Origin of the sequence: Caulobacter sp. BP25 (assembly GCF_002737755.1) — a bacterium.
GTDB lineage: Bacteria > Pseudomonadota > Alphaproteobacteria > Caulobacterales > Caulobacteraceae > Caulobacter.
Map to the genome: position 1 here is coordinate 70,078 of NZ_PEGH01000011.1, position 23,351 is coordinate 93,428.

Genomic DNA, 23,351 nt, shown 5'->3' on the forward strand with positions numbered 1-23,351 from the left:
GTCTTGTTCTGTTGGCGCGGGCGTTATTCGACGAACGGCGGCGCGACAACCCGCTCGCTGAGCAGGAAGGCGTCGGCCACGTGGCGTAGCGGCGCGACATCGACGTCGCTGGCGCCGTCCGCGATCAGGCGGGCGAATTCGTCGTAGAGGCCGGGATACTCGCGATCTGGGCCTTCGTGCATCAGTTGGCCGTCGATCCAGAGCTTGGCGCCGCCGTTTGTCAGCTTCAGCGCGCCTTCATCTGTATCGACTTCGATGTCCCAGCTTTGCGGGCCTGTCTGCAGAAAGTCGAGCTCGGCCCGGATCGGCGCGCCGCCGGCGTCGCGGAAGTCGAGCTCGGCCTGGATCGGCGACTGCCGATTCTCCGGAACATACAGCACGCCGCGCCATAGGAAGAAGGGTTGGGGCAGGATCCGGGTGACGATCGAGAGGGCGTTGATCGCTGGGTCGAAGACGCCGAGGCCGCCGGCCTCCCAGATCCATTCCTGACCGGGATGCCATACGCGCACGTCTTCCTTCCAGAAGATGCGCGCGGCCTTTACGGTCCGCTCCGCCAGCCAGGCGCGCGCGGGCTCAACCCCGGCGGCGTAGCGCGAGTGCCAGGTGGCCTGAAGCGTCAGGCTGCGGGCGGCGGCGGCCTGGCGCAGGTCCTCGACTTCGCTGAGCGTCGCGCCCGGTGGTTTCTCCAGCATCACGTGCTTGCCGGCCGCCAGCGCCATGTGGGCAAGGGCGTGGCGCGGCTGCGGCGGCGTGCACAGCGCCACGGCGTCCACTGCTACGTCGCTGGCGAGCAGGGCGGCCAGGTCAGTGAAGTGGGCCGCCCCGTCCAGCTCAGCGTTGCGGCTAACGACGGCGACCAGCTCGAAGCGCGAATTGGCGGCGATGGCGGGCAGGTGCTGGTCCCGCGCGATCTTGCCCAGGCCCACGAGCGCCAAGCGGATCGGGGTCACAACGCGCGCACCGCGACAGGCCGTTCGGCCGCTTGGCCCAGGGAATTGCGGACCGGATATAGGAAGGGCGCGGCCTCGATCTCGAACACGTCGCCGACCTTTGTCTGGAAGCCTTCCGAGAACGACAGGGTCGCGGTGCCGAAGAAGTGCACGTGCACGTCGCCTGGGCGGCGGAATAGGTCGTACTTGAAGTGGTGATGCTCGAGGTTGGCGATCGTGTGCGACATGTTCGCCTCGCCCGACAGGAAGGGCTTTTCCCAGGCCACCGACCCGTCCCGCAGTATGCGGCTGGCGCCGCGGACGTCCTCGGGCAGCGGGCCAGTCAGAAGTTCCGGGCCCAGCGCCGCCTGACGCAGCTTCGAGTGGGCCAGCCACAGATAGTTGCCGCGCTCGATCACGTGGTCGGAGAACTCGTTAGCAAGGCAGAAGCCCAGGCGATGCGGCGTTCCGTTCGGACCGATCAGATAGACGCCGGCGATCTCGGGCTCCTCGCCGCCGTCCTTGGCGAAGGCCGGTGAGGTGAGGGGCTGTCCAGGGCCGACCAACTGTTGGCCGTCGCCCTTGTAGAACCATTCCGGCTGGACGCCTTCCTGGCCCGGTGAGGGCTTTCCGCCCTCGACGCCCATGAGGAACATCCGCATCGAGTCGGTCAGCTGCTCACCAGCCTGAGCAGCCTTGTGCATCTTGTCGCGCCCCTCGGCCGAGCCGAGGTGGGTCAGGCCGGTGCCGGTCAGCAGCAGGTGGGCGGTGTCTGGGTGGTCGATCGGCGCCAGGACGCGGCCTTCGGTCAGGGCGGAGAGGATGTTGATGTCTTCGCCTAGCTCGCGCGCCTGCGCCGCCTCGGCCAGAGTGGCGTTCGCGCTGATGGCGGCCTGAGCCAGGTCGTAGAGCGTGTCGGCGACCATGACGCGCCGCGCGTGGCCGCCATCGTCCACCGCCGCCAGCCGCCGTTCGCCGTCGCCGGTCTTCAACTGCACGAATCTGAACACCATGGCGAACGCTCCCAGTTTGTAATAGTCTGACAAATATCGTCGACGGCGCGGCTGTCAAACCTCCTTTGAGGCAGACGCGCAAGGACTGTCGGTTTTGGGCCTTGGCTGTCTCACGCGCGCGGTATTCTAAGGCCTGGATTACCTGCGCTTGGCATGCTTCGTCGGCGCATGTCCTGGTCGAACGCTGCTCGCGATGATTGACGCCTTTCGGAAGCAACGATAGTCAGACAAATATTATAATATCAATCCGCCCTCCGGCTGGAACGCTATTCTGCGTCTGGTCGCGCGGCGGCTAGAGTCGTCAAGGAATGTCATGAGCGCCGACCCCGTCTCCCCCGCGCCCTTCGTTCGCGCGCCTGGTTTGACAATCCGGACAACATCGACATGACGGCGCTTTACCTGGAGCGCTATCTGAACTTTGGCCTGACGCTGGAGGAGCTGCAGTCGGGGCGCCCGATCATCGGGATCGCGCAGACGGGGTCGGACCTGTCGCCGTGCAACCGCCATCACCTCGTTTTGGCCGAGCGGGTTCGCGAGGGGATCCGGTCGGCGGGCGGCATCGTGCTGGAGTTCCCGGTCCATCCGATCCAGGAGACGGGCAAGCGGCCGACGGCGGGCCTGGACCGGAACCTGTCGTACCTGGGTCTCGTGGAGTTGCTGTACGGCTATCCGCTGGACGGTGTGGTGCTGACGATCGGCTGCGACAAGACCACGCCCGCCTGCCTGATGGCGGCGGCGACGGTGAACATCCCGGCTATCGCGCTTTCGGTGGGCCCGATGCTGAACGGCTGGCACAAGGGCCAGCGGACGGGGTCGGGCACGATCGTCTGGAAGGCCCGCGAGCTTCTGGCGGCCGGCGAGATCGACAACGCCGGCTTCATCAAGCTGGTGGCCAGTTCGGCCCCCTCGACGGGCTACTGCAACACCATGGGCACGGCCACGACCATGAACTCGCTGACCGAGGCGCTGGGCATGTCGCTGCCCGGCTCGGCGGCGATCCCCGCGCCCTATCGTGATCGACAAGAGAACGCCTACCGCACGGGTCTGCGCATCGTCGAGATGGTCAACGAGGACCTCAAGCCCTCGGACGTCCTGACCCGCGAGGCGTTCCTGAACGCCATCGTCGTCAACTCGGCGATCGGCGGCTCGACCAACGCCCCAATCCACCTGAACGCCCTGGCCCGCCATGTGGGCGTCGAGCTCTCGATCGACGACTGGCAGGAGAAGGGCGAGGAGGTGCCGCTGCTGGTCAACCTGCAGCCGGCCGGGGAGTATCTGGGCGAAGACTACTACCGCGCTGGCGGCGTGCCGGCCGTCTTTGGCCAGCTGATCGAGCAGGGCCTGATCCACGAGGACGTCAAATGCGTCTCGGGCCAGACCATCGGCGAGCAGTATCGCGGCGTCCAGATCGAGGACGAGGACGTGATCCGCCCGTTCTCGCGGCCGCTGGTCGAGCGGGCGGGGTTCGTGGTCATGCGCGGCAACCTCTTCAACTCGGCGATCATGAAGACCAGCGTGATTAGCCAGGAGTTCCGCGAGCGCTATCTCTCCAACCCCGACGATCCGGATGCCTTTGAGGGCGTTGCGGTCGTGTTCGACGGCCCTGAGGACTATCACCACCGGATCGACGATCCGTCGGTGGGTATCACCGCCAACTCGATCCTGTTCATGCGCGGGGCGGGCCCCGTGGGCTATCCCGGCGCGGCCGAGGTTGTGAACATGCGCGCGCCCAACTACCTGATCAAGCAAGGCGTCCATCAGCTGCCCTGCATCGGCGATGGCCGTCAGTCGGGCACCTCGGGCTCGCCCTCGATCCTCAATGCCTCGCCTGAAGCCGCCGTGGGCGGGGGCCTGGCCTTGCTCAAGACCGGCGACAAGGTTCGCTTTGATCTTCGCAAGTCGCGGGTCGACGTGCTGGTCTCGCCCGGCGAGATCGTCGAGCGGCGCAAGGCGCTCGAGGCGGCCGGCGGCTATCCCTATCCGGAAAGCCAAACCCCCTGGCAGGAGATCCAGCGCGCCGTCGTTGGGCAGCTCGAAACCGGCGCGGTCCTCGAGCCCGCCGTGAAATACCAGCGCATCGCCCAGACCAAGGGCCTGCCAAGGGATAACCACTAGCGCATAAGCCGCCGGCTCTCCCAAGAGCCGGCGGTTCTTTTATGTCCGAGAGGCGATGCCTGTTGGAACGTTATTGTACGACAAAATAACCGCTGCTATGCACGCGGTGAGAACAAGGCGGAGCCCTGAAGCATCCGCGCGTAACGGAGAGGGACAAGTAGATGGCGATGGCTAAAACGTTTCTAGGCGCGGCGGTTGCGCTGCTGGCGATGGCGGCGAGCGCCCAGGCCGGAGAGATTTCCGCGACGGCCACCTTGAAGGCCGACAAGCCCGGCGCGCCGATTTCGCGCTATATTTACGGCCAATTCTCGGAGCATTTGGGCGCGGGCATCTACGATGGCGTCTGGGTTGGTACCGACTCCAAGATTCCCAACGTTCGGGGCATCCGAACCGACGTGGTCACGGCGCTGAAGGACATCAAGGTTCCGGTGATCCGTTGGCCGGGCGGCTGTTTCGCGGACGAGTATCGTTGGCGCGATGGCATCGGCCCGCGCGACAAGCGGCCCTCGCGGAAGAACAACTGGTGGGGCGGCTCGCCCGAGAGCAACGCCTTCGGCACCCACGAGTTCATGGACTTCGCCGAACAGGTTGGCGCCGACGCTTACGTCTCCATCAATGTCGGTTCGTCCAATCCGACCGAAATGCGCGAGTGGATCGAGTACATGACCTCGCCGGGTGAAGACACCTTGGCGCAGGAACGCCGCGCCAATGGCCGCGAAAAGCCTTTCAAGGTCCCGTTCATCGGCATTGGCAACGAGAGCTGGGGTTGCGGCGGCGAGATGACGCCGGAGTACTACGCTAATGAATACCGCCGCTTCTCGGCCTTCTTCCACAAGAACGCCGATAATCCCGCCGTGCGCGTCGGCTCGGGCGCCAATTCGTTCGACGTGAACTGGACAGACGTGGTCACCAAGAACGCTGGCCGGTTTATGGACGCCATCTCACTGCACTACTACACGTTGCCGACCGGCAACTGGGACAAGAAGGGCGCGGCAACCGGATTCGACAAGGCTGCCTGGGGGCAGACCTTCTCGCGCACCCTGAAAATGGATGAGCTCCTCCAGAAGCACATCGCGGTCATGGACAAGAACGATCCCAAGAAGCGGATCGGACTCTATGTCGATGAATGGGGCACTTGGTACGATGTCGAGCCGGGCACCAATCCGGGGCACCTCTACCAGCTGAACACCCTGCGCGATGGCGTGCTGGCGGCGGCCAACTTCAACATCTTCCACCGCTATACCGACCGGGTGAAGATGACGAACATCGCTCAGACCATCAACGTCCTGCAGGCGATGATCCTGACCCAGGGCGACAAGATCGTCCTGACCCCGACCTATTACGCCTACAAGATGTATGTGCCGTTCCAGGATTCCACTGCGATTCCTCTGGACGTGACCGCGCCCGAGATCGACGTGGCCGGAACCAAGATCGCGGCCTTCAACGCCTCGGCCGCCAAGGGTAAGGACGGCAAGACCTATGTCGCCGTCGCCAACATGTCGCCGGACGATGGCGTCAAGCTGTCGGTGGCTCTGGGCGGTCTCAAGGCCAAGTCGGTTTCGGGTGAGGTCATGACCGCCGAAAAGATGGACGCGATGAACGCCTTCGGGGCCAAGCCGGCCGTGGCGCCCGTTCCGTTCAAGGGCGGCAAGATCTCGGGCGATACCTTGACGCTGTCTATCCCGGCCAAATCGGTCGTGGTCGTCGCGCTGGACTAAGGGGCGCTACGCCCATCTAAGGAGAGCCGGACGTGATCTGAAAAGGCGCGTCCGGCTCTTTGCATGTTAGGAGGCTCGCGCCTCGACCCTGACTGGAGAGCTTCGCAGAGAGGGTATGCTGCCCGCGGATGAGCCGCATAACGTCCGCATGGATGGCGTGGCGGACGACTTTTGGCTAAGACCCGCGCCATGCTGCGTATTTCGGAACTGAAGCTGCCGCTCGGCCATCCGCCAGAGGCCATGGCGCCCGCCATCGTCGCCCGCCTGGGGATCGAGGCCGACGATCTGGTGAGCTTCGCGGTCGCCCGCCGCGCCCATGACGCGCGCCGCAAGTCTGCGATCTTGATGGTCTATTCGGTCGATGTCGTGCTGCGCGACGAGGCGTCCGTTCTGCGCCGCTTCGAGAGCGACCATCAGGTCCGCGTCACGCCAGACACCGACTATCGCTTCGTGGCCAAAGCGTCAGAGGGTTTCGAGGGGCCGCGGCCGGTGGTCATCGGCGCGGGGCCTTGCGGTCTGTTCGCGGGTCTTATCCTGGCGCAGATGGGCCTGAAGCCCATCATCGTGGATCGCGGCAAGGTGGTGCGCGAGCGCACCAAGGACACCTGGGGGCTGTGGCGGCGGGGCGAGCTTAATCCGGAGTCCAACGTCCAGTTCGGCGAGGGCGGGGCAGGGACCTTTTCGGACGGCAAACTCTACAGCCAGATCAAGGACCCGCGCTTCCTGGGGCGCAAGGTGCTGGAGGAGTTCGTCAAGGCCGGCGCGCCGGAAGAGATTCTGACCGAGGCCCATCCGCACATCGGCACCTTCCGCCTGGTCCACATGGTCGAGAACATGCGGGCGCTGATCGAGAGCCTGGGCGGCGAGTACCGCTGGCAGCACAAGGTCGAGGACTTCGACATCGAGGTCGGCGCTGACGGCTCCCGCCGGCTGAAGGGGCTTCATATCGCCGGCGGCGACTACCTGCAGGCCCGCCATGTCGTGATGGCCTTGGGCCACAGCGCGCGCGACACCTTCCAGGTGCTGTACGATCGTGGCGTCCACATCGAGGCTAAGCCCTTCTCGATCGGCGTCCGGATCGAGCATCCTCAGTCCTGGATGGACAGAGCACGGTTTGGCGACTGCGCCGGCCATCCCGACCTGGGCGCGGCCGACTATAGCCTGTCGCACCACTGCAAGAACGGCCGAACCGTCTACAGCTTCTGCATGTGTCCGGGCGGCACGGTGGTGGCCGCGACGTCGGAGGCCGGCCGCGTCGTCACCAACGGCATGAGCCAGTACTCGCGCAACGAGCGGAACGCCAATTCCGGCTTCGTCGTCGACATCAATCCCGAGCAGGACTATCCGGGCCACCCGTTGGCCGGGGTGGAGTTCCAGCGCAAGTGGGAGAGCCTGGCCTTCGAGGCCGGCGGCGGGACCTACAAGGCGCCAGGCCAGCTGGTTGGCGACTTCTTGGCGGGCAAGCCCTCGACCGAGTTCGGCGCTGTAACCCCGTCCTACAAGCCGGGCGTGCACCTGACGGATCTGGCCAAATGCCTGCCGCCGTTCGCCATCGAGGCCATGCGTGAGGCGTTGCCGATCTTTGGCCGCCAGATTCCGGGTTACGATCATCCGGATGTGGTGCTGACTGGCGTCGAAACCCGCACGTCTTCGCCCGTGCGGATCACGCGGGGCAAGAATCTCCAGAGCTTGAACACCGCCGGGCTGTATCCCGCCGGCGAGGGCGCGGGCTATGCTGGCGGCATCCTTTCGGCCGCTGTAGACGGTATCAAGGTCGCCGAGGCCGTGGCCGCGCAATACGTGGCCGGGGGCCTGATCGAAGCCTGCTGACAGGATCTGGCCGAAAGACTGTTCTAAGGCGGGCATGAACTCCGTCCTTGAGCTCCGCCAGTACAAGATCGTCCCTGGTCGCCGCGACGAGATGATCCGCGTCTTTGAGCGCTGGTTCGTCGAAAGCCAGGAGGCCGAGGACATGCGCCTATTTGGCCAGTTCAGAGACCGCGACGATCCCAATCGCTTCACCTGGATCCGTGGCTTTCCGGACATGGAGGCGCGCGAGCGGTCGCTGAACGCATTCTACTTCGGCCCTGTCTGGATGGCGCATCGCGATGAGGCCAACCGGCTGTTGCTGGATAATGACAACGTCCTGCTGCTGAAGCCGCTGGCGCCGCGTCTGGCCTTCGCCGAGCCGGATACGCCCGCGCCAAACGGCGAACTACCAGCGAGCCTCATTGTCGCGACCGTCCTCTACCTATGGAAGGATCCGGCCGAAGGATTTGGGGGCGTTTTCGCCAATCGAATCGCGCCCAAGCTGGAGGCGGCAGGTCTGCCCGTGCTGGGCGCCTATACGGCCGAGACAAGCGAAAACACCTTCCCGCGCTTGCCGGTCCGGCAGCACGAGAAGGTGCTCGTGTGGTTCACGCGGGTCGGGGACGAGGCGATCTGGCGCGAGGCTTGGGGTGACTTGGCCTCGGATCCAGAGTTCGCCGACGCGCAGGAACGCCAGGGCCAGGTGCTACGTCTCGACCCGACGCCTCGTTCGCGTTTGCGCTAGAGCCTTGCGCGTCAAAACGGAATCGTTTTGGCGCGATAACAAGGCTCTAAATCAAACACTTAGAGCGTGACTCGTGCCGAAACCGGTTCCCACTTTCGGCGTCACGCTCTAGGCTGGCTCGCCCAGTGGCGGCGAGGTCGCTGTCGCCCATCGCGTGGCTGTCGGCGCGCGGCGCGAGGTGAACGCCCACGCGGTCGGCGCCCCAGACCGAGATCGCCGCCTCGGATCGCAACCGGAGCTGCTACTGATCTATCTGAAGGCGACGTGGCGTTTCCCTAAAGCGAGGACACGCCGCGTAGCGTCGTGAAGGCCTGATCGAGATCAGCCTTCAGGTCCTCGACGCCTTCCAGACCCGCATGGAAGCGCAGCAATGGCCCTTCCAGGTTCACCGGGATCGAGCGGAACTTCAGCTGCGGATCGCAATGCAGGGCCAGGCTCTCATAGCCGCCCCACGAGAAGCCCAGGCCGAATAGCTTCAGGCTGTCGAGGAACGCCTTGGCCGCGCTCTGGGCGCACGGCTTCAGCACCACGCCGAACAGGCCGCACGCGCCGGTGAAGTCGCGCTTCCAGATCGCATGGCCGGGATCGTCGGGCAGGGCGGGATACAGCACCCGCGACACCTCGGGCCGCGTCTGCAGCCAGCGGGCGACCGCCAGTCCGTTCTCCTGGTGGCGTGGCAGGCGCGTGGCCAGGGTCCGCAGGCCGCGCAGCATGGTGTAGGCGTCGTCAGGCGACACCGACCAGCCGATGTCCCACATGGCCTCGCCCAGCAGCGCCGCGACGGTCTTGTCCGAGGTCGCCACCGAGCCCATGAAGCAGTCGGAGTGGCCGCCGACATATTTGGTCAGGGCCTGGACGCTGAGGGTGACGCCGTGCGCCAGCGGCTTGAAATAGAAGCCGGCCGCCCAGGTGTTGTCGATCAGGGTCATGATCCCGCGCGTGTTCGCGGCCTTGGCGATGGCGGGGATGTCCTGCATCTCGAAGGTCAGGGAGCCCGGCGCCTCCAGCACGATTAGCCGCGTGCGGGGCGTGGTCAGCGCTATCAGGGCGTCGGCGTCGAGGGCGGGGTCGTAATAGGTCGTGCTGACGCCGAAGCGGGCCAGCAGGCGGTCGCAGAAGCGGCGGGTCGGCTTGTAGGCGCTGTCGACCACCAGGACCTCGTCGCCAGCCTTCAGCACCGCCAGAAGCGCGCCAGTGATCGCGGCCAGGCCGGACGGATAGAGCGTGACGTCCTCGGCGCCTTCCAGCTCGGCCAGGGCGGCCTGCAGGGCGCTGGGGGTCGCAAGGCCCGTGATGCCGTAGGTCAGCTGGTCGTCGTCGTACAGCGAGGCCGCGTCGCGCAACAGCACGGTCGATCCTCGCTGGATCGGCGGATTGACCGTCTTCGCCAGCGTATGATTGGCGGAGCCCTTACGGATCAGGCGCGTTTCTTCGTGCATGTGGGGGCTCTTGCTAGGCTGCGGGACCCGTGACGACGGGGGTGTCGGCGAGGCCGCCCCATTCCGTCCAGGAGCCGTCGTAGACCGCTGAGCGCGGCTTGCCCATGCGAGCCAGAGCTAGGGCGACCACCGAAGCGGTGATGCCCGAGCCGCAGGTCGAGGCAATCGGCTTGTTGATGTCGACGCCGGCCGCCTCGAAGACAGTCTTCAGCTTGTCGGTCGGCAGCATCGTACCGTCCGGCGCCATCATCGCCGCCAGGGGAATGTTACGGGCGCCGGGCATGTGGCCGCCGCGCAGACCGGCGCGCGGCTCGGGATCGCGCGCCTCGAAGCGACCGGCGGGACGGGCGTCGATGATCTGCTCGCGGCCACTGGCGATGATCTCGCGCATCTGCTCCAGCGAGCGATAGATGTCGGCCTGGTAGCGCGGCGTGAAATGGCGCTCCTGCGGGGCGGCGGGGCCGTCCTCGATGGGCCGGCCCTCGGCGATCCACTTGGGCAGACCGCCGTCCAGCACCACGACGTCTTCGTGGCCCATGGCGCGGAAGTGCCACCAGGCGCGGGCGGCGGGCAGGATGCCGGTGGTGTCGTAGACCACGATCCGCGAGCCGTCGCCCAGGCCAAGCTTCTTGACCCGCGAGGCGAACTTCACCGCCGTTGGGATCATGTGCGGCAGGTCGGTGGTCTCGTCAGAGATGTCGTCGATGTCGAAGAACACCGCGCCCGGGATGTGGGCGGCCAGGAATTCCTTGTACGGCTCGCGCTGCGCGGCCGGCATGTGCCATGAGGCGTCGACGACCCGCACGTCCGGCGCGTCAAGGTGCTCGGCCAGCCAGGCGGTGGAGACCAGCGGATCGGACGGAGTGCTCATGTCGACGCCTTTCTGGGGGCTGACTCGCCCCAGTTTCGAGACGCCGGCAACATCGCCGCCGACGCGCTCCGCCGCAAGCTACATCCAGGGCGGCGTCGGCAGGCCCTTTTCCTTAAGGAAGTCGGGGTTGAAGAGCTTGGACTGATAGCGCGAGCCGTGGTCGCAGAGGATGGTCACGATGGTGTGGCCGGGACCGAGTTCCTTCGCGAGTTTGACCGCCCCGGCGATGTTGATCCCCGCCGAGCCGCCCAGGCACAGGCCCTCGTGCATGACGAGGTCATAGAGCACCTCAAGCATCTCTTCGTCCGAGACGCGGAAGGGGTGGTCGATCGTCAGGCCCTCGAGATTACCGGTGACGCGGCCCTGACCGATCCCTTCGCTGATCGAATTTCCCTCGGACTTCAGCTCGCCGTCCCTGTACCAGCTGTAAAGGGCCGCGCCGTGCGGGTCGGCGAGGCCGATCTTCACCTCGGGCTTGCGTTCGCGCAGGGCTGCAGCGACGCCGGCCAGGGTGCCGCCCGAGCCCACGGCGCAGATGAAGCCGTCGACCTTACCCTCGGTTTGCTCGAAGATTTCCGGGCCTGTGGTCAGGTAATGCGCCTGGCGGTTGGCGGTGTTGTCGAACTGGTTGGCCCAGATCACGCCGTTGGATTCCGTTGCGGCAAGTTCCTCGGCTAAGCGCCCGGAATAGCGAACGTAGTTGCCCGGGTTCGAGTACGGGACGGCGTCCACCTCGACCAGTTCAGCGCCCAGCAGACGGATGGCGTCCTTCTTCTCCTGGCTCTGGGTTCGGGGGATGACGATGGTGGTCTTATAGCCGAGCGCCGAAGCGACCATCGCCAGGCCAATACCGGTATTCCCGGCGGTGCCTTCGACGATGCGCCCCCCAGGCTTCAGCAGGCCTTTTGCTTCGGCGTCGCGGATGATGCCCAGGGCCGCGCGGTCCTTGACCGACTGGCCGGGGTTCATGAACTCGGCCTTGCCCAGGATCTCGCAGCCGGTCGCCTCGCTGGCGCGGCGCAGGCGGATCAGCGGCGTGTTTCCGATGGCGTCGAGAACGCTGGGAAGAATGGTCATGATTTCACCTGCGTGGCCGGGCTGGCATGGTAGATCGTGCGCGGGCCGCGCGACGCAAGCCCAGTTTTCCTAAAGGCGAGAGGTTCGGCGTGAGCAATTCGCAAGGCGCTCTGAGGTTGGTGCTCGGCGATCAGCTCTCGGAAAGCCTGTCGGCGTTGGACGACGCCGATCCCGCGCGCGACGTCGTGCTGATGATCGAGAGCATCGCCGAAGCCACGGCTTGGAAGCACCACAAGCAGAAGCTCGTCCTGGTCTGGTCGGCCATGCGCCAATTCGCCGAGCGCCTGGGGGCGAGGGGCCTGCAGGTGCGCTACGTGACGCTGGACGATCCGAATAACAGCCGCACCATCGTCGGCGAGGTGAAGCGCGCCCTGAGCGAAGGCGCCTTCGACCGCGTCGTAAGAACTGCCTGCGGCAAGTGGGGGCTGGAGCAGGCTCTGCTCTCGCTGGAAGTCGGCGTTCCAATCGAGACGCGCGAGGATGACCGCTTCCTCTGTTCGCGGGCCGAGTTCGCCGGCTGGGCCGAAGGGCGACACGAGCTACGGATGGAGTTCTTCTACCGAGAGATGCGCCGCCGGACAGGCCTTCTGATGGACGGCGACAAGCCGGCCGGCGGGCGCTGGAACTTCGATCCAGAGAACCGCAAGAAGCTGCCCAAGGGCGTGCGGCCGCCCAAGCGCCTGAGGACCCCGCCGAACGCGACGACTCGGACGGTGATCGAGGTGGTGTCGACCGGCTTCGAGGATCATTTCGGAACGCTTGAGGCCTTCGGCTGGCCGACCAACGCCGAAGAGGCGGAGGTGGCGCTGCAGCACTTCCTGGACCACATGCTGCCCGAGTTTGGCGACTGGCAGGACGCCATGGCCTGGGAGCAGCCGTTCCTATGGCACGGTCTGATCTCGCCGGCCCTGAACATCGGCCTGCTCGACCCGCTGGACGTCTGCCGGCGCGCCGAAGCCGTTTGGCGCGAGGGCCGTGCGCCATTGAACGCCGTTGAAGGCTTCATCCGCCAGATCATCGGCTGGCGAGAGTTCGTGCGCGGTGTCTATTGGCTGAAGATGCCGGAATACGGCCGCCGCAACGCCCTGGAAGCGGAAGGCAAGCTGCCCTGGTTCTACTGGAGCGGCGATACCGACATGGCCTGCGTCGCCGACGCGGTGCGCTCGGCTCGGGACCACGCCTACGCCCACCATATCCAGCGGCTGATGGTCACCGGCAACCTCGCCATGCTGCTGGGCGTGCATCCGGACGCGGTCGACGACTGGTATATGGTTGTATTCGCCGACGCCTATGAGTGGGTCGAGATGCCCAACACGCGCGGCATGGCCACCTTCGCCGACGGAGGCATCGTCGGCTCCAAGCCCTACGCGGCCAGCGGCGCCTATATCGACCGGATGAGCGACTACTGCAAAGGTTGTCGCTACGACGTCAAACAGCGGCTGGGCGACGACGCCTGTCCGTTCAACGCCCTCTATTGGGACTTTATCGACCGCCACGCCCAGCGCCTGGCCGGCAACGGGCGGATGATGATGCCGCTGAAGACGCTGAAGGGGATGGACGAGGCCGAGCGCCGCGCTTTCCGGGAAAAGGCGGCGGCGCTCCGCAGCGCTATGGGTGTCTAGGTGCGGCTAAGGCCTAGCTGGATGACGTTGGTCCGTTCGGTGCGGAACCCAGCCTCGCAGTAGCTGAGATAGAACCGCCATAGGCGCCGGAACCGCTCATCGAAACCGTCCTTGCGGATCTCGTGCCAGGCCGCCTCGAACTGCCGGCCCCATTCAGCGAGAGTGTCGGCATAATTTTGGCCGAAGCGCTTGAGATCGCTCCATTCTAGCCCGGCGCGCTCAGTCTCTTCCTTAAGACGCGCCTCGCTGGGCAGCATGCCGCCCGGGAAGATGTAGCGCTGGATGAAGTCGGTGCGGCTGCGATAGTCGCTGAATAGCTCGTCGCGGATGGTGATGATCTGCAGGCCCGCGCGACCGCCGGGGACTAGCACCTCGCGAATCTTGCCGAAATAGGCGGGCCAGTATGCCTCGCCCACCGCCTCGAACATCTCGATCGAGGCCACAGCGTCGAAACGGCCCTCGACATCGCGATAGTCGACCAGGCGGATGTCGGCCTTTTCGGAAAGTCCCTGTTCGAACAAGCGCTTGCGGGCGAAATCGTGCTGCGCCTGGGAGATGGTGATGCCGGTGACCTTGGCGCCGACCTCCTTGGCGGCGAACTCGGCGAAGCCGCCCCATCCGCAGCCGATCTCCAGCACGTGTTTGCCGGGCGCCAGGTCGATGGTCTTGGCCAGCGCCGCGTACTTGGCGCGCTGGGCGTCGGGCAGCGGCTGATCGGGGTGCTCGTACAGCGCCGACGAATAGGTCATCGTCGGGTCCAGCCAGCGCGAATAGAAGGTGTTGCCCAGGTCGTAGTGGGCGTGGATGTTCCGTTTGGAGCCAGAGCGGCTGTTGCGGTTGAATAGGTGATAGATCGCGTTCAGCGCCCGCATGATCGGGTTGCCCGAGGCCAGACCCGCCAGGCGGTCGAAGTTCAGCGAGAACGCCTCCAACACCGTCGACAAATCGGGCGTGTCCCATTCGCCGGCCATGAAGCCTTCGGCAAAGCCGATATCGCCCGAGAGCAGGGCGCGGCGCACGAAGTTATAGTCGCGGATACGGATCGTCGCGTCGGGACCATCCTTGCGGCCCTTTACCGTCAGAACCTTGCCGGTTGGCAGGATGAAAGTCAGCGATCCGGCCTCCCAATTCTCGGCCGCGATGCGGACGGCGGAACGGAAGGCGGCCGGAGCGGCCTTCAGGTCGGGATCATTCCAGAGCGCAGTTTCCAAGGCGGTGCCTAGCTTCCGGTGACGCGTTACTTAACGCCGTTGCCCACCGCCTCGTAAAGCCCTCGCTCATCTAGAGGCTGTGGTAGGCCTCAAGGGCGCGCTCGCGCGCCTTAGCGTGGTCAACGATCGGTTTAGCGTAGATACGCCGCGCCGCCGGAGACAGATGGAGCGGGCGCTCCCATGGCTTGTGGATAACATCGTCTGGAACAGCTTTTAGTTCCGGAACCCAGCGCCTAACATAGTCGCCGCGCGGATCAAACTTCTCGCCCTGGCTGATCGGATTGAAGATCCGGAAGTACGGCGCGGCGTCTGCCCCGCTGCCTGCGGTCCACTGCCAATTGCCGACATTGTTGGCCAGATCGGCGTCGACCAGGGTGTCCCAGAACCATGCCTCGCCTTCTCGCCAGTCGATCATCAGGTGCTTGATCAGGAACGAGGCGACGATCATCCGCACGCGATTATGCATAAAGCCGGTGGCCCAAAGCTCGCGCATACCGGCGTCGACGATCGGATAGCCGGTCTCGCCTCGGGTCCAGGCTTCGAAGGCCGGCTGATCCTTGGTCCAGGGGAAGCTGTCGAACTCGGGCTTGAAGTTGCAATCTGGCAGCGTTGGCCAGTGGAAGAGGATCGAGTGGTTGAACTCGCGCCAGCCAAGCTCCGACAAGAACTTGTCGGCCTGGGCCATGGGGATGTCCCCAGCGTCGGCGGCGCCGCGCGCGGCTAGCCAGACCTGCCGCGGGCCGATCTCGCCAAAGTGCAGGTGGGGCGATAGAGCCGACGTCGCGGGCTTGGATGGGATGTCGCGGTTTTCGCCGTAGCTTGCGACTGGTCCGGCCAGGAAGGCTTGCAGCCGCTTGTTCGCGCTGGCTTCGCCCGGGGTCCAGATGTCGAAGCCCTTTGACCAGTCCGGCTGGGTTGGATGTAGCCCCCAAGCGGCGAGGCCGTCGCTGCGAACGCTCTTATCGAGCGCTCTTAGGCTATTGGGCGTACGGGCCACCGTCACGTTGTCCAGATGGGTCCGGGCCGCGCGCCAATAGGGCGTGAACACCTTGTAGGGCTGCCCGGAGCCGTTCTGGACCGTCCAGGGTTCATTCAGCAGGCCGGCGTTGAAGCTCTGGCCATCGACACCGGCGTCCTTCAGGCGCGCTTTGATGTCTTTGTCGCGATCGACGCTGGCCTTGTCGTATAGGCGGTTCCAGACCACGCTGGTCGCGCCGGTCTCCTCGATCAGAGCGGCGAGCGCCTCGGCGGCGACGTCTCGGCGGAACACCAGTCGATTGCCAAGCTTTTCAAGGTCTTGCGCGAGGCTCTTTAGCGACTTGTCCAGCCACCAGAGCGAGGCCGCGCCCATGGGACGGACGCCCGGCGTCTCGTCGAGGATGTAAAGGCAGACCACCGGCCGGCCGCTGTCGGCGGCATGGCGCAGCGCGGGATTGTCGGCTATGCGCAGGTCCTTGCGGAACCAAACGATGACGGCGCCGGGGCTCGCCTCGCTGTCGCCAGAGTCTTTCCGCACTTGCACCGTCCCGCCCGAAGGGTCACCTCTTGGGCGCCCAAAGCCTCTAATACGCTGGAAGTCTCGCCTTGGATCAGCCGCAAGCCGTCGCCCCCAACGCCGTCGTCGAGATCAAGACTCCGACCGGCGCGCCCGTTCGTATCGGCAATCGCGAGCGGCTGTCGATCATCGCCGGGCCGTGCCAGATCGAGAGCCGTCAGCACGCCCTGGAAACCGCCCATGCGCTCAAGGAGATGGCGCAACGTCTTGGCGTGGGGATGATCTACAAGACCTCGTATGACAAGGCCAACCGCACCTCGGCCAACGCCCAGCGCGGCATCGGCCTGAGGGACAGCCTGCCGATCTTCCAGGAAATCCGCGAGGCCACCGGCCTGCCGACCCTGACCGACGTGCATGAGACCAGCCATTGCGAGATCGTGGCCCAGGCCGTCGACGTGATCCAAATCCCGGCGTTCTTGTGCCGCCAGACGGACCTTCTGTTGGCCGCCGCCGCGACCGGTCGGGCGATCAACATCAAGAAGGGTCAGTTCCTGGCGCCCTGGGACATGAAGAACGTCATCGCCAAGGTAACGGGCGCGGGCAATCCCAACGTCATGGCCTGCGAGCGCGGCGTCTCGTTCGGCTACAACACCCTCGTCAGCGACATGCGCTCGCTGCCGATCATGAAGGAGATCGGCTGTCCGGTGGTGTTCGACGCCACCCATAGCGTCCAGCAGCCGGGCGGGCAGGGAACCTCGTCAGGCGGCCAGCGCGAGTTCGTGCCGGTGCTGGCCCGCGCGGCCGTGGCCGTGGGCGTGGCCTGCGTCTTCATGGAAACCCACCCCGATCCTGACAAGGCGCCGTCGGACGGTCCGAACATGGTGCCGATGAGCCAGTTCGAGGCGCTGATCGCCAACCTGCTGGAATACGACTCCCTGACCAAGCGCGCGGCCTAAGCCATGAGCCGGCGTATCGTTCTCGTCACCGGCGGGGCCGGCTTCATCGGCTCCAACATCGTCGCGCGCCTTTGCGAGGATCCGGCGCTGGACGTCGTGGTCTGCGATCGCCTGCGAGATGCGGCCAGCGGCAAGTGGCGCAACATCGCCAAGCACCCGATCGCCGACTTCGTCGCGCCCGAGCAGCTGTTCGACTGGCTGGCCCGGCGCGGGTCCGAAGTCGAACTGATCGTCCACATGGGCGCGGTCTCTTCGACCACCGAGACAGACGCCGACAAGATCGTGCAGTCCAACTTCGTGCTGTCGCGCGACCTGTGGGACTGGTGCGTGGAGCACGGCAAGCGCCTGATCTACGCCTCGTCGGCGGCGACCTACGGCGATGGTGTGCTGGGTTTCGACGGCAAGGACGACCTGGCCTCGCTGAAGGCCCTGCGCCCGCTGAACGCCTACGGCTGGTCCAAGGCCCTGTTCGACATCCACGCGGCTCGCGAGGCGGCTCGTGGTCGTGCGCCGACCCAGTGGGTCGGCCTTAAGTTCTTCAACGTCTATGGCCCCAACGAGGACCACAAGGGCGGCATGAAGTCGGTGGTGGCCCAGATCTGGCCGCGCATCGCCGCGGGCGAGGGGGTGAAGCTCTTCAAGTCTCACAATCCGGACTACGAGGATGGCGGGCAACTGCGCGACTTCGTCTATGTCCGCGACGTGGTCGACGTGGTCGGCTGGCTGGCCAAGAGCCCAGCCGTAAACGGCGTCTTTAACCTGGGCTCAGGCCAGGCGCGCTCATTCCGCGATCTGGCCGTGGCGACGTTCGAGGCGGTCAGCCGCCAGCCGGACATCACCTATATCGACATGCCCGAAGTGCTGCGCGGCAAGTACCAGTACTACACCCAGGCCGACATGAGCCGCCTGCGGGCTGCCGGGTACAATGCGCCGATGACCTCGCTGGAGGACGGCGTCGCCGACTATGTGGCGGGCTATCTGAACACCGACGACCCCTATCGCTGAGACGTGTCCCCGGTGACCCCGGGGAACACTTGTCCTTGCCTGACGCGGGCGTAAGCTGAACGCCGATAAGTCGAGAGTGAACTCGATGGCAGGGAGCAAAGCATGGTCGGCATCGCCGCCTGGGGCGCCTATGCGCCGCGTCTTCGTCTGAGCCGCAAGGCCGTGACCGAGGCTAACGCCTGGGTCGCGCCGAACCTCAAGGCCAAGGGCAAGGGCGAACGGTCCATGGCCAATTGGGACGAGGACGCTCTGACCATGGCGGTCGAGGCGGCGCGCGACGCGCTGGGCCCCGACGATAACCGCTCCCAGATCGACGCCCTCTACTTCGCCTCGACCACGGCGCCGTTTGCCGACCGGCTGAACGCGGGAGTCGTCTCTGCGGCGCTGACGCTGGAGAAGACGATCGCGGCCAGCGACGTCACCGGCTCGCAGCGCTGCGGCCTGACGGCCTTGGCCCAGGCCCTTTCTGCGGTTGCCGGCGGCGGGGCAAAGACTGCGCTGGTCGCCACCGGAGAGCATCGCAAGGCCCGCGCGGCCTCGGCCCAGGAGCTGGACTTCGGCGATGGCGCGGCAGCCTTCGTGATCACTGAAAATCCGGGCGCGGCGGAGTTGCTGGGGCGCGGCAGCGTCACGGACGACTTCGTCGACCACTTCCGCGGCGACGATGGCGGCTTCGATTACTACTGGGAAGAGCGCTGGATCCGCGACGAGGGCATCGTCAAGCTGGTCCCGCCAGCGATCAAGAGGGCGCTTGAGGTTGCTGGTTTAAGTGCTTCTAAAGTAGATCATTTTTGCTTTCCATCGACCTTCTCGGGTATGGCCGCGAGCGTAGCCAAGGCCGTAGGGATCAAGCCGGAGGCCGTCCGAGACAATCTCGCCGCTGTCATGGGCGAGGCGGGCTGTGCGCATGGTCCGATCATGTTGGCGCACGCGCTTGAAAATGCTCGTGAAAACGAGGTGATCCTCGTGGCCCAGTTCGGGCAGGGCGCTGAGGCCCTTGTGTTCCGCGTCACGGGTCAGGGGCAACGCCCCCAGCGCGGTGTTACGGGTTCGCTCGCCGACCGAAAAGAAGAAACCAACTATCTGAAATTCCTAACCTTCAATGGCCTCGTCGAATGGGACAAGGGGATGCGGGCCGAGAAGGACAACAAGACGGCGCTGACGACCCTCTACCGTAACGAGGACATGATCCTGGGTTTGGTCGGCGGCCGCTGCCGCGAGACCGGCGTCGTTCAGTTCCCGCGCACACGCATTTCCGTCGCGCCGAACAATCCCGCCGTCGACACCCAGGAGCCGTACAGGTTCGCCGAAAGGCGCGCGAGCATTCTCAGCTACTCGGCTGATTATCTGACCTTTTCCATGGCGCCGCCGAACCACTACGGCATGGTCGTCTTCGAAGGCGGCGGGCGGATCATGATGGACATCACCGATGTCGCGCCGGGCGATGTCGAGACCGGTCTGCCGGTGCGGATGGTTTTCCGCATCAAGGAGGTCGACGAGAAGCGCGGCTTCGTCCGCTATTTCTGGAAGGCGACGCCCGACCGCGCCGCCGTCGCCGCACACTCCGCTCAAGCCGCCGAATAGGGAGACCGCACATGCCACAGGGTATCCGCGACAAGGTCGCCATCCTCGGGATGGGCTGTAGCAAGTTCGGCGAGCGCTGGGACTGCGGGCCCGACGACCTGATGGTCGAGGCCTATATCGAGGCCATGGCCGACGCCGGCATCGAGCCTAGTCAGCTGGACGCGGCCTGGTTCTCGACCCATGTCGACGAGATGGGCACAGGCAAGGGCGGCACGCCCATGTCGATCGCCTTGCGCCTGCCCAATATCGCGGTCACCCGTGTCGAGAACTTCTGCGCCTCGGGCTCAGAGGCCTTCCGGGGCGCGGTCTACGCCGTCGCTTCGGGCGCGGCCGACATCGCCATCGCCCTGGGCGTCGAGAAGCTGAAGGACACAGGCTATGGCGGTCTGCCGGTCGCCAATCCTGGCACTCTGACGCCCCAGGTCATGCCCAATGGCTCTGCTCCGGGCAACTTCGCCCAACTGGCCAGCGCCTACCGGGCCAAGCATGGGGTCTCGAAGGACGACCTCAAGCGGGCCATCGCCCATGTCTCGGTCAAGAGCCACGCCAACGGAGCCAAGAACGCCAAGGCCCACCTGCGCAAGGCGATCACGGTCGACCAGGTTCTGAACGCGCCGATGATCGCTGAGCCGCTGGGCCTATTCGACTGCTGCGGCGTCTCGGATGGCGCGGCGGCGGCCATTGTCACGACGCCCGAGATCGCCAAGGCGCTGGGCAAGAAGAACCTGACCATGGTCAAGGCCATCCAACTATCGGTCTCGAACGGCTACGAGAGCCAGTACAACGGCTGGGACGGCAGCCACTTCCACACCGCCCGCATCGCCGCCGGCAAGGCCTACAAGGAGGCCGGCATCGAGCGGCCTCGCGAGCAGATCTCGATGATGGAGGTGCACGACTGCTTCTCGATCACCGAACTGGTGACGATGGAGGACCTCTTCATCTCGCCGGAAGGCCAGGGATGGCGCGATGTGCTGGACGGCTTCTACGATGCCGACGGCGGCGTGCCGTGCCAGATCGACGGCGGCCTGAAGTGTTTCGGTCACCCGATCGGCGCCTCGGGCCTGCGCATGCTCTATGAGATGTACCTGCAGCTGCAGGGACGCGCGGGCGAGCGGCAGTTGTCCAATCCCGTCTTCGGCATGACCCACAACCTGGGCGGCGCGCCGGCGAGCAATGTCTGCTCGGTTGCGATCATCGGCCAAGAGGGGGCTTAAATCCTTCCGACGCTTGCTGTACCGAGAGGTCATGGCTCTCAAAGGCTTCAAGCGCTGGATTTTCGCGGGCGTCGTCCTGGTCTTGGCGCTGATACTGTCGGCGGCTTTCTTTTGGCGCTATGACATCCTCAGCAACGCCTTGGATCCCAAGGTTCCGTTCCTGACCTATCATCCGCCGCCCGCGCCGGACTACGGCAAGCGGGCGTCGTGGGCGTTGCTGCCGCGCAATCCCGATAGCGTTCCTCCCGTCGACCAGCCGGTGGATATCTTTTTCGTACATCCGACCACCTTCGACGGCGGGCGCGACTGGAATGGCGGCATCGACCAGCCCAAGGCGATGCGGTTCCTGTCTCGGGTGGTGCTGCCCAACTATGCGGGCCCCTTCGACCGGGTTGGCCGCCTCTTCGCGCCGCGCTATCGCCAGGCCAGCCTCTATACCTACCTGACCCTGCGCGACGATGCCCGCGAGGCGCGGCGCTTCGCCTACGGCGACGTGCTGCAGGCCTTCCGCGCCTATCGGGTCCGCTACGGCCAGGACCGGCCGTTCATCGTCGTCGGGGTGGAGCAGGGTGGCTCTCTCGCCGCGCGCCTGCTGAGCGAAGAGATCGCCGCCAAGCCAGAGCTCAAGCGCCGCCTGGTTGGGGCCTATCTGATCGAGACTCCGGTTCCCGCCGACGAATACGGCCAGAACGCGCCGTTGGCGGCCTGCGAGCGTAAGGGGCAGACTGGCTGCGTCGCCGCCTGGATTTCCGCGCCAGAAGGCGATTTCCAGCGTGTCCAGGAGCTGATCGGCCGCTCGCTAATCTGGGACCCGTCGGATCAGCTGGTGAACCTGGAGGGGCGCACGCCGCTGTGCTTCAACCCTCTGTTCGGCGGAACCTCGCTGGAGCGCGCGCCGGCGAAGCTGAACTTGGGCGCGGCCAACGCCACGGGGCTCGACTGGGGCGCTCGGCCGCCGTTCTTGCAGCGCCAGGTGTCGGCGCGCTGCGAGAACGGGATCCTGCGCACCAGCAAGCCGAAGTCGAGTTCGCTGCGCGACAGCGGTTCTTGGGCCGACCGCCGCAAGGTCGACGCCTTCAATCTGTTTTACGCCGATTTGGAGGCCGATGCGCTGGAGCGCAGCAGGCCGGCCGCCACGAAGGCTCAGTCGGAGGCCAATAGCGCCTCCAGCCCGCCATAGCTCGGTTGGTCGATGCGGATTTGACCGATCGCGGTCGCCCGCAGATGGGCGAGCAGCGCCGGATCGCGCGTGGACATGCCGCCGCTGCGCAGCGCCTCGCACAGGTCCGCATTCAGCTTGGTGAAATCGCCCTCGCATCCGAGCAACGCCTTGAGGCGCTCGATAGCCTCAGTCTCCAGTTGTGCGCCTTGCTCGGCCTCGCGCGCCACTGTGGCGCGGGCGTTGTCGGCGACGCGGGCCAGGAAGGCATGGCGGGCGTCGCCTGGGGCGGGGGCTTCCGCGTCGAAGGCCGCGATCGCCTCGGAAAGCTCGGTTAGGGTCGGATGGCTGATCATGCGGCCTCCATCAGGGCGACGAGGTCGATCTCGGTCTCGCTGGTCCGCCGACCGATCATGGCGCGCTCGATCGAGCGATCCGCGCCGGCGGCGAAGCTCTGGTACATCATCAGGCACATAACACCCCATTTCAGCGAGCCCAGGGCCTGCCAGAACTTCACCCGCTCCAGGGTGATGTCGCCCCCGTGGCCGGCCAGCAGGTCGGCATAGTCCCCGAACCCGCCAACGGGTCTGCGCCACTCGCCGAAGCGCCAGGAATTGACGCACATCCAGCCAAGATCCTCGGCGGGGTCGCCCAGGTGGGCCAACTCCCAATCCAGCACGCCAACCAGGCCGTGGCCCGGATGGATCATCAGGTTGCCATTGCGAAAGTCGCCGTGGACCAGGACGGGGCGTTGGGGCGCCGGCGGCGCGATGCTCCCCAGCCAGCGAAAGGCGGCTTCCAGGATCGGCCTTTGCGCGTCCATCTGCCGATAGAGCCGCTCGTAACGCGCCAGTTCGCCCTTTGCGTCGGAGGTCGCCAGCGGCGGCAAATCGTCGATCGGAACGGCGTGGATTCGCGCCAGCACCTCGCCGCAGCGGCGGGCGAGACCCGGCCGGACGCGTGCGAAGGCTTCATCGCGGACGATCCGACGGCCGAGCGTCTCGCCCTCCAAGCGGTGCATGACATAGGCCTCGCCAAGGTCATCGCCTGGCTCACAGACGTGGACGACGCTGGGTGCGGGCGCGCCGGCCGTGTCAGCGGCGCGGATCAGGGCCGCTTCGCTGCTGAGCGGCAAGGCGGTGTCGCGCGGCAAGGCGCCGTCGGGCCGGCGACGCAGGATCAACGGCGATCCGTCGTCCAGGTCAAAGGCCCAGGTTTCCAGGCTGGCGCCGCCCGACAGACGGCGGGCGTTACGGGCCACGGTCGCCGTCGGCGACAGGCGAGGAGCGAGGCGGTCCAGGGCGGCGGCGACATCCATGGCGGTAAGGTTCCCGCCTTGACCCGGCGTCACGCAAGAGGTCCTCATCTTTACGGCGAGCCCGGCGCGCC

19 protein-coding genes are annotated in these 23,351 nt (G+C 65.9%); 10 read left to right on the forward strand and 9 right to left on the reverse strand.

All coding sequences use genetic code 11. From position 1 onward, the window contains the following. Positions 1-23 precede the first annotated feature (23 nt). A complete protein-coding gene (locus CSW59_RS08320) occupies positions 24-950 on the reverse strand; it encodes a Gfo/Idh/MocA family protein (protein ID WP_099443590.1) in 927 nt (308 codons plus the stop codon). Next, a complete protein-coding gene (gene araD1, locus CSW59_RS08325) occupies positions 947-1,942 on the reverse strand; it encodes an AraD1 family protein (protein ID WP_099443591.1) in 996 nt (331 codons plus the stop codon). Before araD1 ends, CSW59_RS08320 begins: the two co-directional genes overlap by 4 nt. Before the next feature lie 384 nt (positions 1,943-2,326). Here araD1 and CSW59_RS08330 point away from each other — a divergent pair, with 384 nt between their 5' ends. The 4 genes from CSW59_RS08330 (at position 2,327) to CSW59_RS08345 (ending at position 8,329) form a co-directional block, all read left to right on the forward strand. Next, positions 2,327-4,057: an IlvD/Edd family dehydratase gene (locus tag CSW59_RS08330; RefSeq protein ID WP_236632185.1), complete on the forward strand. Its 1,731-nt coding sequence runs from the start codon at positions 2,327-2,329 to the stop codon at positions 4,055-4,057. Positions 4,058-4,224: 167 nt separating this feature from the next. Further along, positions 4,225-5,775 (forward strand): alpha-N-arabinofuranosidase, encoded by a 1,551-nt coding sequence (locus CSW59_RS08335; protein WP_099443675.1) that lies wholly within the window; start codon positions 4,225-4,227, stop codon positions 5,773-5,775. 189 nt (positions 5,776-5,964) lie between these two features. Beyond that, positions 5,965-7,605, forward strand: a complete 1,641-nt coding sequence (locus CSW59_RS08340) for an NAD(P)/FAD-dependent oxidoreductase (RefSeq protein ID WP_099443593.1) — start codon at positions 5,965-5,967, stop codon at positions 7,603-7,605. Between the two features lie 34 nt (positions 7,606-7,639). Next, positions 7,640-8,329, forward strand: coding sequence for an NIPSNAP family protein (locus CSW59_RS08345; RefSeq protein ID WP_099443594.1), 690 nt, complete (start codon positions 7,640-7,642; stop codon positions 8,327-8,329). Between the two features lie 275 nt (positions 8,330-8,604). Here CSW59_RS08345 and metC read toward each other — a convergent pair whose 3' ends face one another. From metC to CSW59_RS08365, 3 genes are all read right to left on the reverse strand, one after another. Then, on the reverse strand, positions 8,605-9,768 hold the full coding sequence (gene metC, locus CSW59_RS08355) for a cystathionine beta-lyase (protein ID WP_099443596.1): 1,164 nt from the start codon (positions 9,766-9,768) through the stop codon (positions 8,605-8,607). Between the two features lie 13 nt (positions 9,769-9,781). Beyond that, the gene (gene sseA / locus CSW59_RS08360) at positions 9,782-10,639 is read right to left on the reverse strand and encodes a 3-mercaptopyruvate sulfurtransferase (RefSeq protein WP_099443597.1); all 858 of its coding nucleotides are present in this window, start codon (positions 10,637-10,639) and stop codon (positions 9,782-9,784) included. A gap of 78 nt (positions 10,640-10,717) precedes the next feature. Continuing rightward, positions 10,718-11,716 carry a cysteine synthase A gene (locus CSW59_RS08365; RefSeq protein WP_099443598.1) on the reverse strand — a complete coding sequence of 333 codons (999 nt, stop codon included), beginning with the start codon at positions 11,714-11,716 and terminating at the stop codon, positions 10,718-10,720. An 89-nt stretch (positions 11,717-11,805) separates the two neighbouring features. On the opposite strand from CSW59_RS08365, the gene CSW59_RS08370 reads away from it, so the two are divergent. Then, a complete protein-coding gene (locus tag CSW59_RS08370; protein WP_099443599.1) occupies positions 11,806-13,338 on the forward strand; it encodes a cryptochrome/photolyase family protein in 1,533 nt (510 codons plus the stop codon). Here the strand turns inward: CSW59_RS08370 and CSW59_RS08375 are convergent. Together CSW59_RS08375 and CSW59_RS08380 are read right to left on the reverse strand one after the other, a co-directional pair. Then, a complete protein-coding gene (locus CSW59_RS08375; RefSeq protein WP_099443600.1) occupies positions 13,335-14,549 on the reverse strand; it encodes a cyclopropane-fatty-acyl-phospholipid synthase family protein in 1,215 nt (404 codons plus the stop codon). The genes CSW59_RS08370 and CSW59_RS08375 overlap by 4 nt on opposite strands. A gap of 70 nt (positions 14,550-14,619) precedes the next feature. After that, positions 14,620-16,071: a deoxyribodipyrimidine photo-lyase gene (locus CSW59_RS08380; protein ID WP_099443601.1), complete on the reverse strand. Its 1,452-nt coding sequence runs from the start codon at positions 16,069-16,071 to the stop codon at positions 14,620-14,622. A gap of 62 nt (positions 16,072-16,133) precedes the next feature. Here CSW59_RS08380 and kdsA point away from each other — a divergent pair, with 62 nt between their 5' ends. The 5 genes from kdsA (at position 16,134) to CSW59_RS08405 (ending at position 21,983) form a co-directional block, all read left to right on the forward strand. Continuing rightward, entirely contained in the window at positions 16,134-17,000 is an 867-nt protein-coding gene (gene kdsA, locus CSW59_RS08385; protein WP_099443602.1) for a 3-deoxy-8-phosphooctulonate synthase, read from the forward strand. Positions 17,001-17,003: 3 nt separating this feature from the next. Next, positions 17,004-18,005, forward strand: coding sequence for an ADP-glyceromanno-heptose 6-epimerase (rfaD, locus tag CSW59_RS08390; protein ID WP_099443603.1), 1,002 nt, complete (start codon positions 17,004-17,006; stop codon positions 18,003-18,005). 102 nt (positions 18,006-18,107) lie between these two features. Beyond that, a complete protein-coding gene (locus CSW59_RS08395; protein ID WP_099443604.1) occupies positions 18,108-19,589 on the forward strand; it encodes a hydroxymethylglutaryl-CoA synthase family protein in 1,482 nt (493 codons plus the stop codon). A gap of 11 nt (positions 19,590-19,600) precedes the next feature. Further along, positions 19,601-20,803 (forward strand): acetyl-CoA acetyltransferase, encoded by a 1,203-nt coding sequence (locus tag CSW59_RS08400; protein WP_099443605.1) that lies wholly within the window; start codon positions 19,601-19,603, stop codon positions 20,801-20,803. A 31-nt stretch (positions 20,804-20,834) separates the two neighbouring features. After that, positions 20,835-21,983, forward strand: a complete 1,149-nt coding sequence (locus tag CSW59_RS08405; RefSeq protein ID WP_099443606.1) for a DUF3089 domain-containing protein — start codon at positions 20,835-20,837, stop codon at positions 21,981-21,983. On the opposite strand, the gene CSW59_RS08410 is transcribed toward CSW59_RS08405, so the two are convergent. Together CSW59_RS08410 and CSW59_RS08415 are read right to left on the reverse strand one after the other, a co-directional pair. After that, the gene (locus CSW59_RS08410) at positions 21,947-22,318 is read right to left on the reverse strand and encodes a DUF6285 domain-containing protein (protein WP_099443607.1); all 372 of its coding nucleotides are present in this window, start codon (positions 22,316-22,318) and stop codon (positions 21,947-21,949) included. The two genes, CSW59_RS08405 and CSW59_RS08410, sit on opposite strands and share 37 nt — an antisense overlap. After that, the gene (locus CSW59_RS08415) at positions 22,315-23,280 is read right to left on the reverse strand and encodes a phosphotransferase family protein (RefSeq protein WP_369825754.1); all 966 of its coding nucleotides are present in this window, start codon (positions 23,278-23,280) and stop codon (positions 22,315-22,317) included. The genes CSW59_RS08410 and CSW59_RS08415 overlap by 4 nt, the downstream gene beginning before the upstream one ends. Positions 23,281-23,351: the final 71 nt, after the last annotated feature.

Bases quoted from the DNA above. Each gene is read 5' to 3' on its own strand.
- CSW59_RS08330 (WP_236632185.1), top strand. From the start codon at position 2,327: ATGACGGCGCTTTACCTGGAGCGCTATCTGAACTTTGGCCTGACGCTG.
- rfaD (WP_099443603.1), top strand. From the start codon at position 17,004: ATGAGCCGGCGTATCGTTCTCGTCACCGGCGGGGCCGGCTTCATCGGC.
- CSW59_RS08365 (WP_099443598.1), bottom strand. From the start codon at position 11,716: ATGACCATTCTTCCCAGCGTTCTCGACGCCATCGGAAACACGCCGCTG.
- CSW59_RS08335 (WP_099443675.1), top strand. From the start codon at position 4,225: ATGGCTAAAACGTTTCTAGGCGCGGCGGTTGCGCTGCTGGCGATGGCG.
- CSW59_RS08405 (WP_099443606.1), top strand. From the start codon at position 20,835: ATGGCTCTCAAAGGCTTCAAGCGCTGGATTTTCGCGGGCGTCGTCCTG.
- CSW59_RS08410 (WP_099443607.1), bottom strand. From the start codon at position 22,318: ATGATCAGCCATCCGACCCTAACCGAGCTTTCCGAGGCGATCGCGGCC.
- CSW59_RS08415 (WP_369825754.1), bottom strand. From the start codon at position 23,280: ATGGATGTCGCCGCCGCCCTGGACCGCCTCGCTCCTCGCCTGTCGCCG.
- CSW59_RS08400 (WP_099443605.1), top strand. From the start codon at position 19,601: ATGCCACAGGGTATCCGCGACAAGGTCGCCATCCTCGGGATGGGCTGT.
- CSW59_RS08345 (WP_099443594.1), top strand. From the start codon at position 7,640: ATGAACTCCGTCCTTGAGCTCCGCCAGTACAAGATCGTCCCTGGTCGC.
- CSW59_RS08340 (WP_099443593.1), top strand. From the start codon at position 5,965: ATGCTGCGTATTTCGGAACTGAAGCTGCCGCTCGGCCATCCGCCAGAG.
- metC (WP_099443596.1), bottom strand. From the start codon at position 9,768: ATGCACGAAGAAACGCGCCTGATCCGTAAGGGCTCCGCCAATCATACG.
- CSW59_RS08395 (WP_099443604.1), top strand. From the start codon at position 18,108: ATGGTCGGCATCGCCGCCTGGGGCGCCTATGCGCCGCGTCTTCGTCTG.
- araD1 (WP_099443591.1), bottom strand. From the start codon at position 1,942: ATGGTGTTCAGATTCGTGCAGTTGAAGACCGGCGACGGCGAACGGCGG.
- sseA (WP_099443597.1), bottom strand. From the start codon at position 10,639: ATGAGCACTCCGTCCGATCCGCTGGTCTCCACCGCCTGGCTGGCCGAG.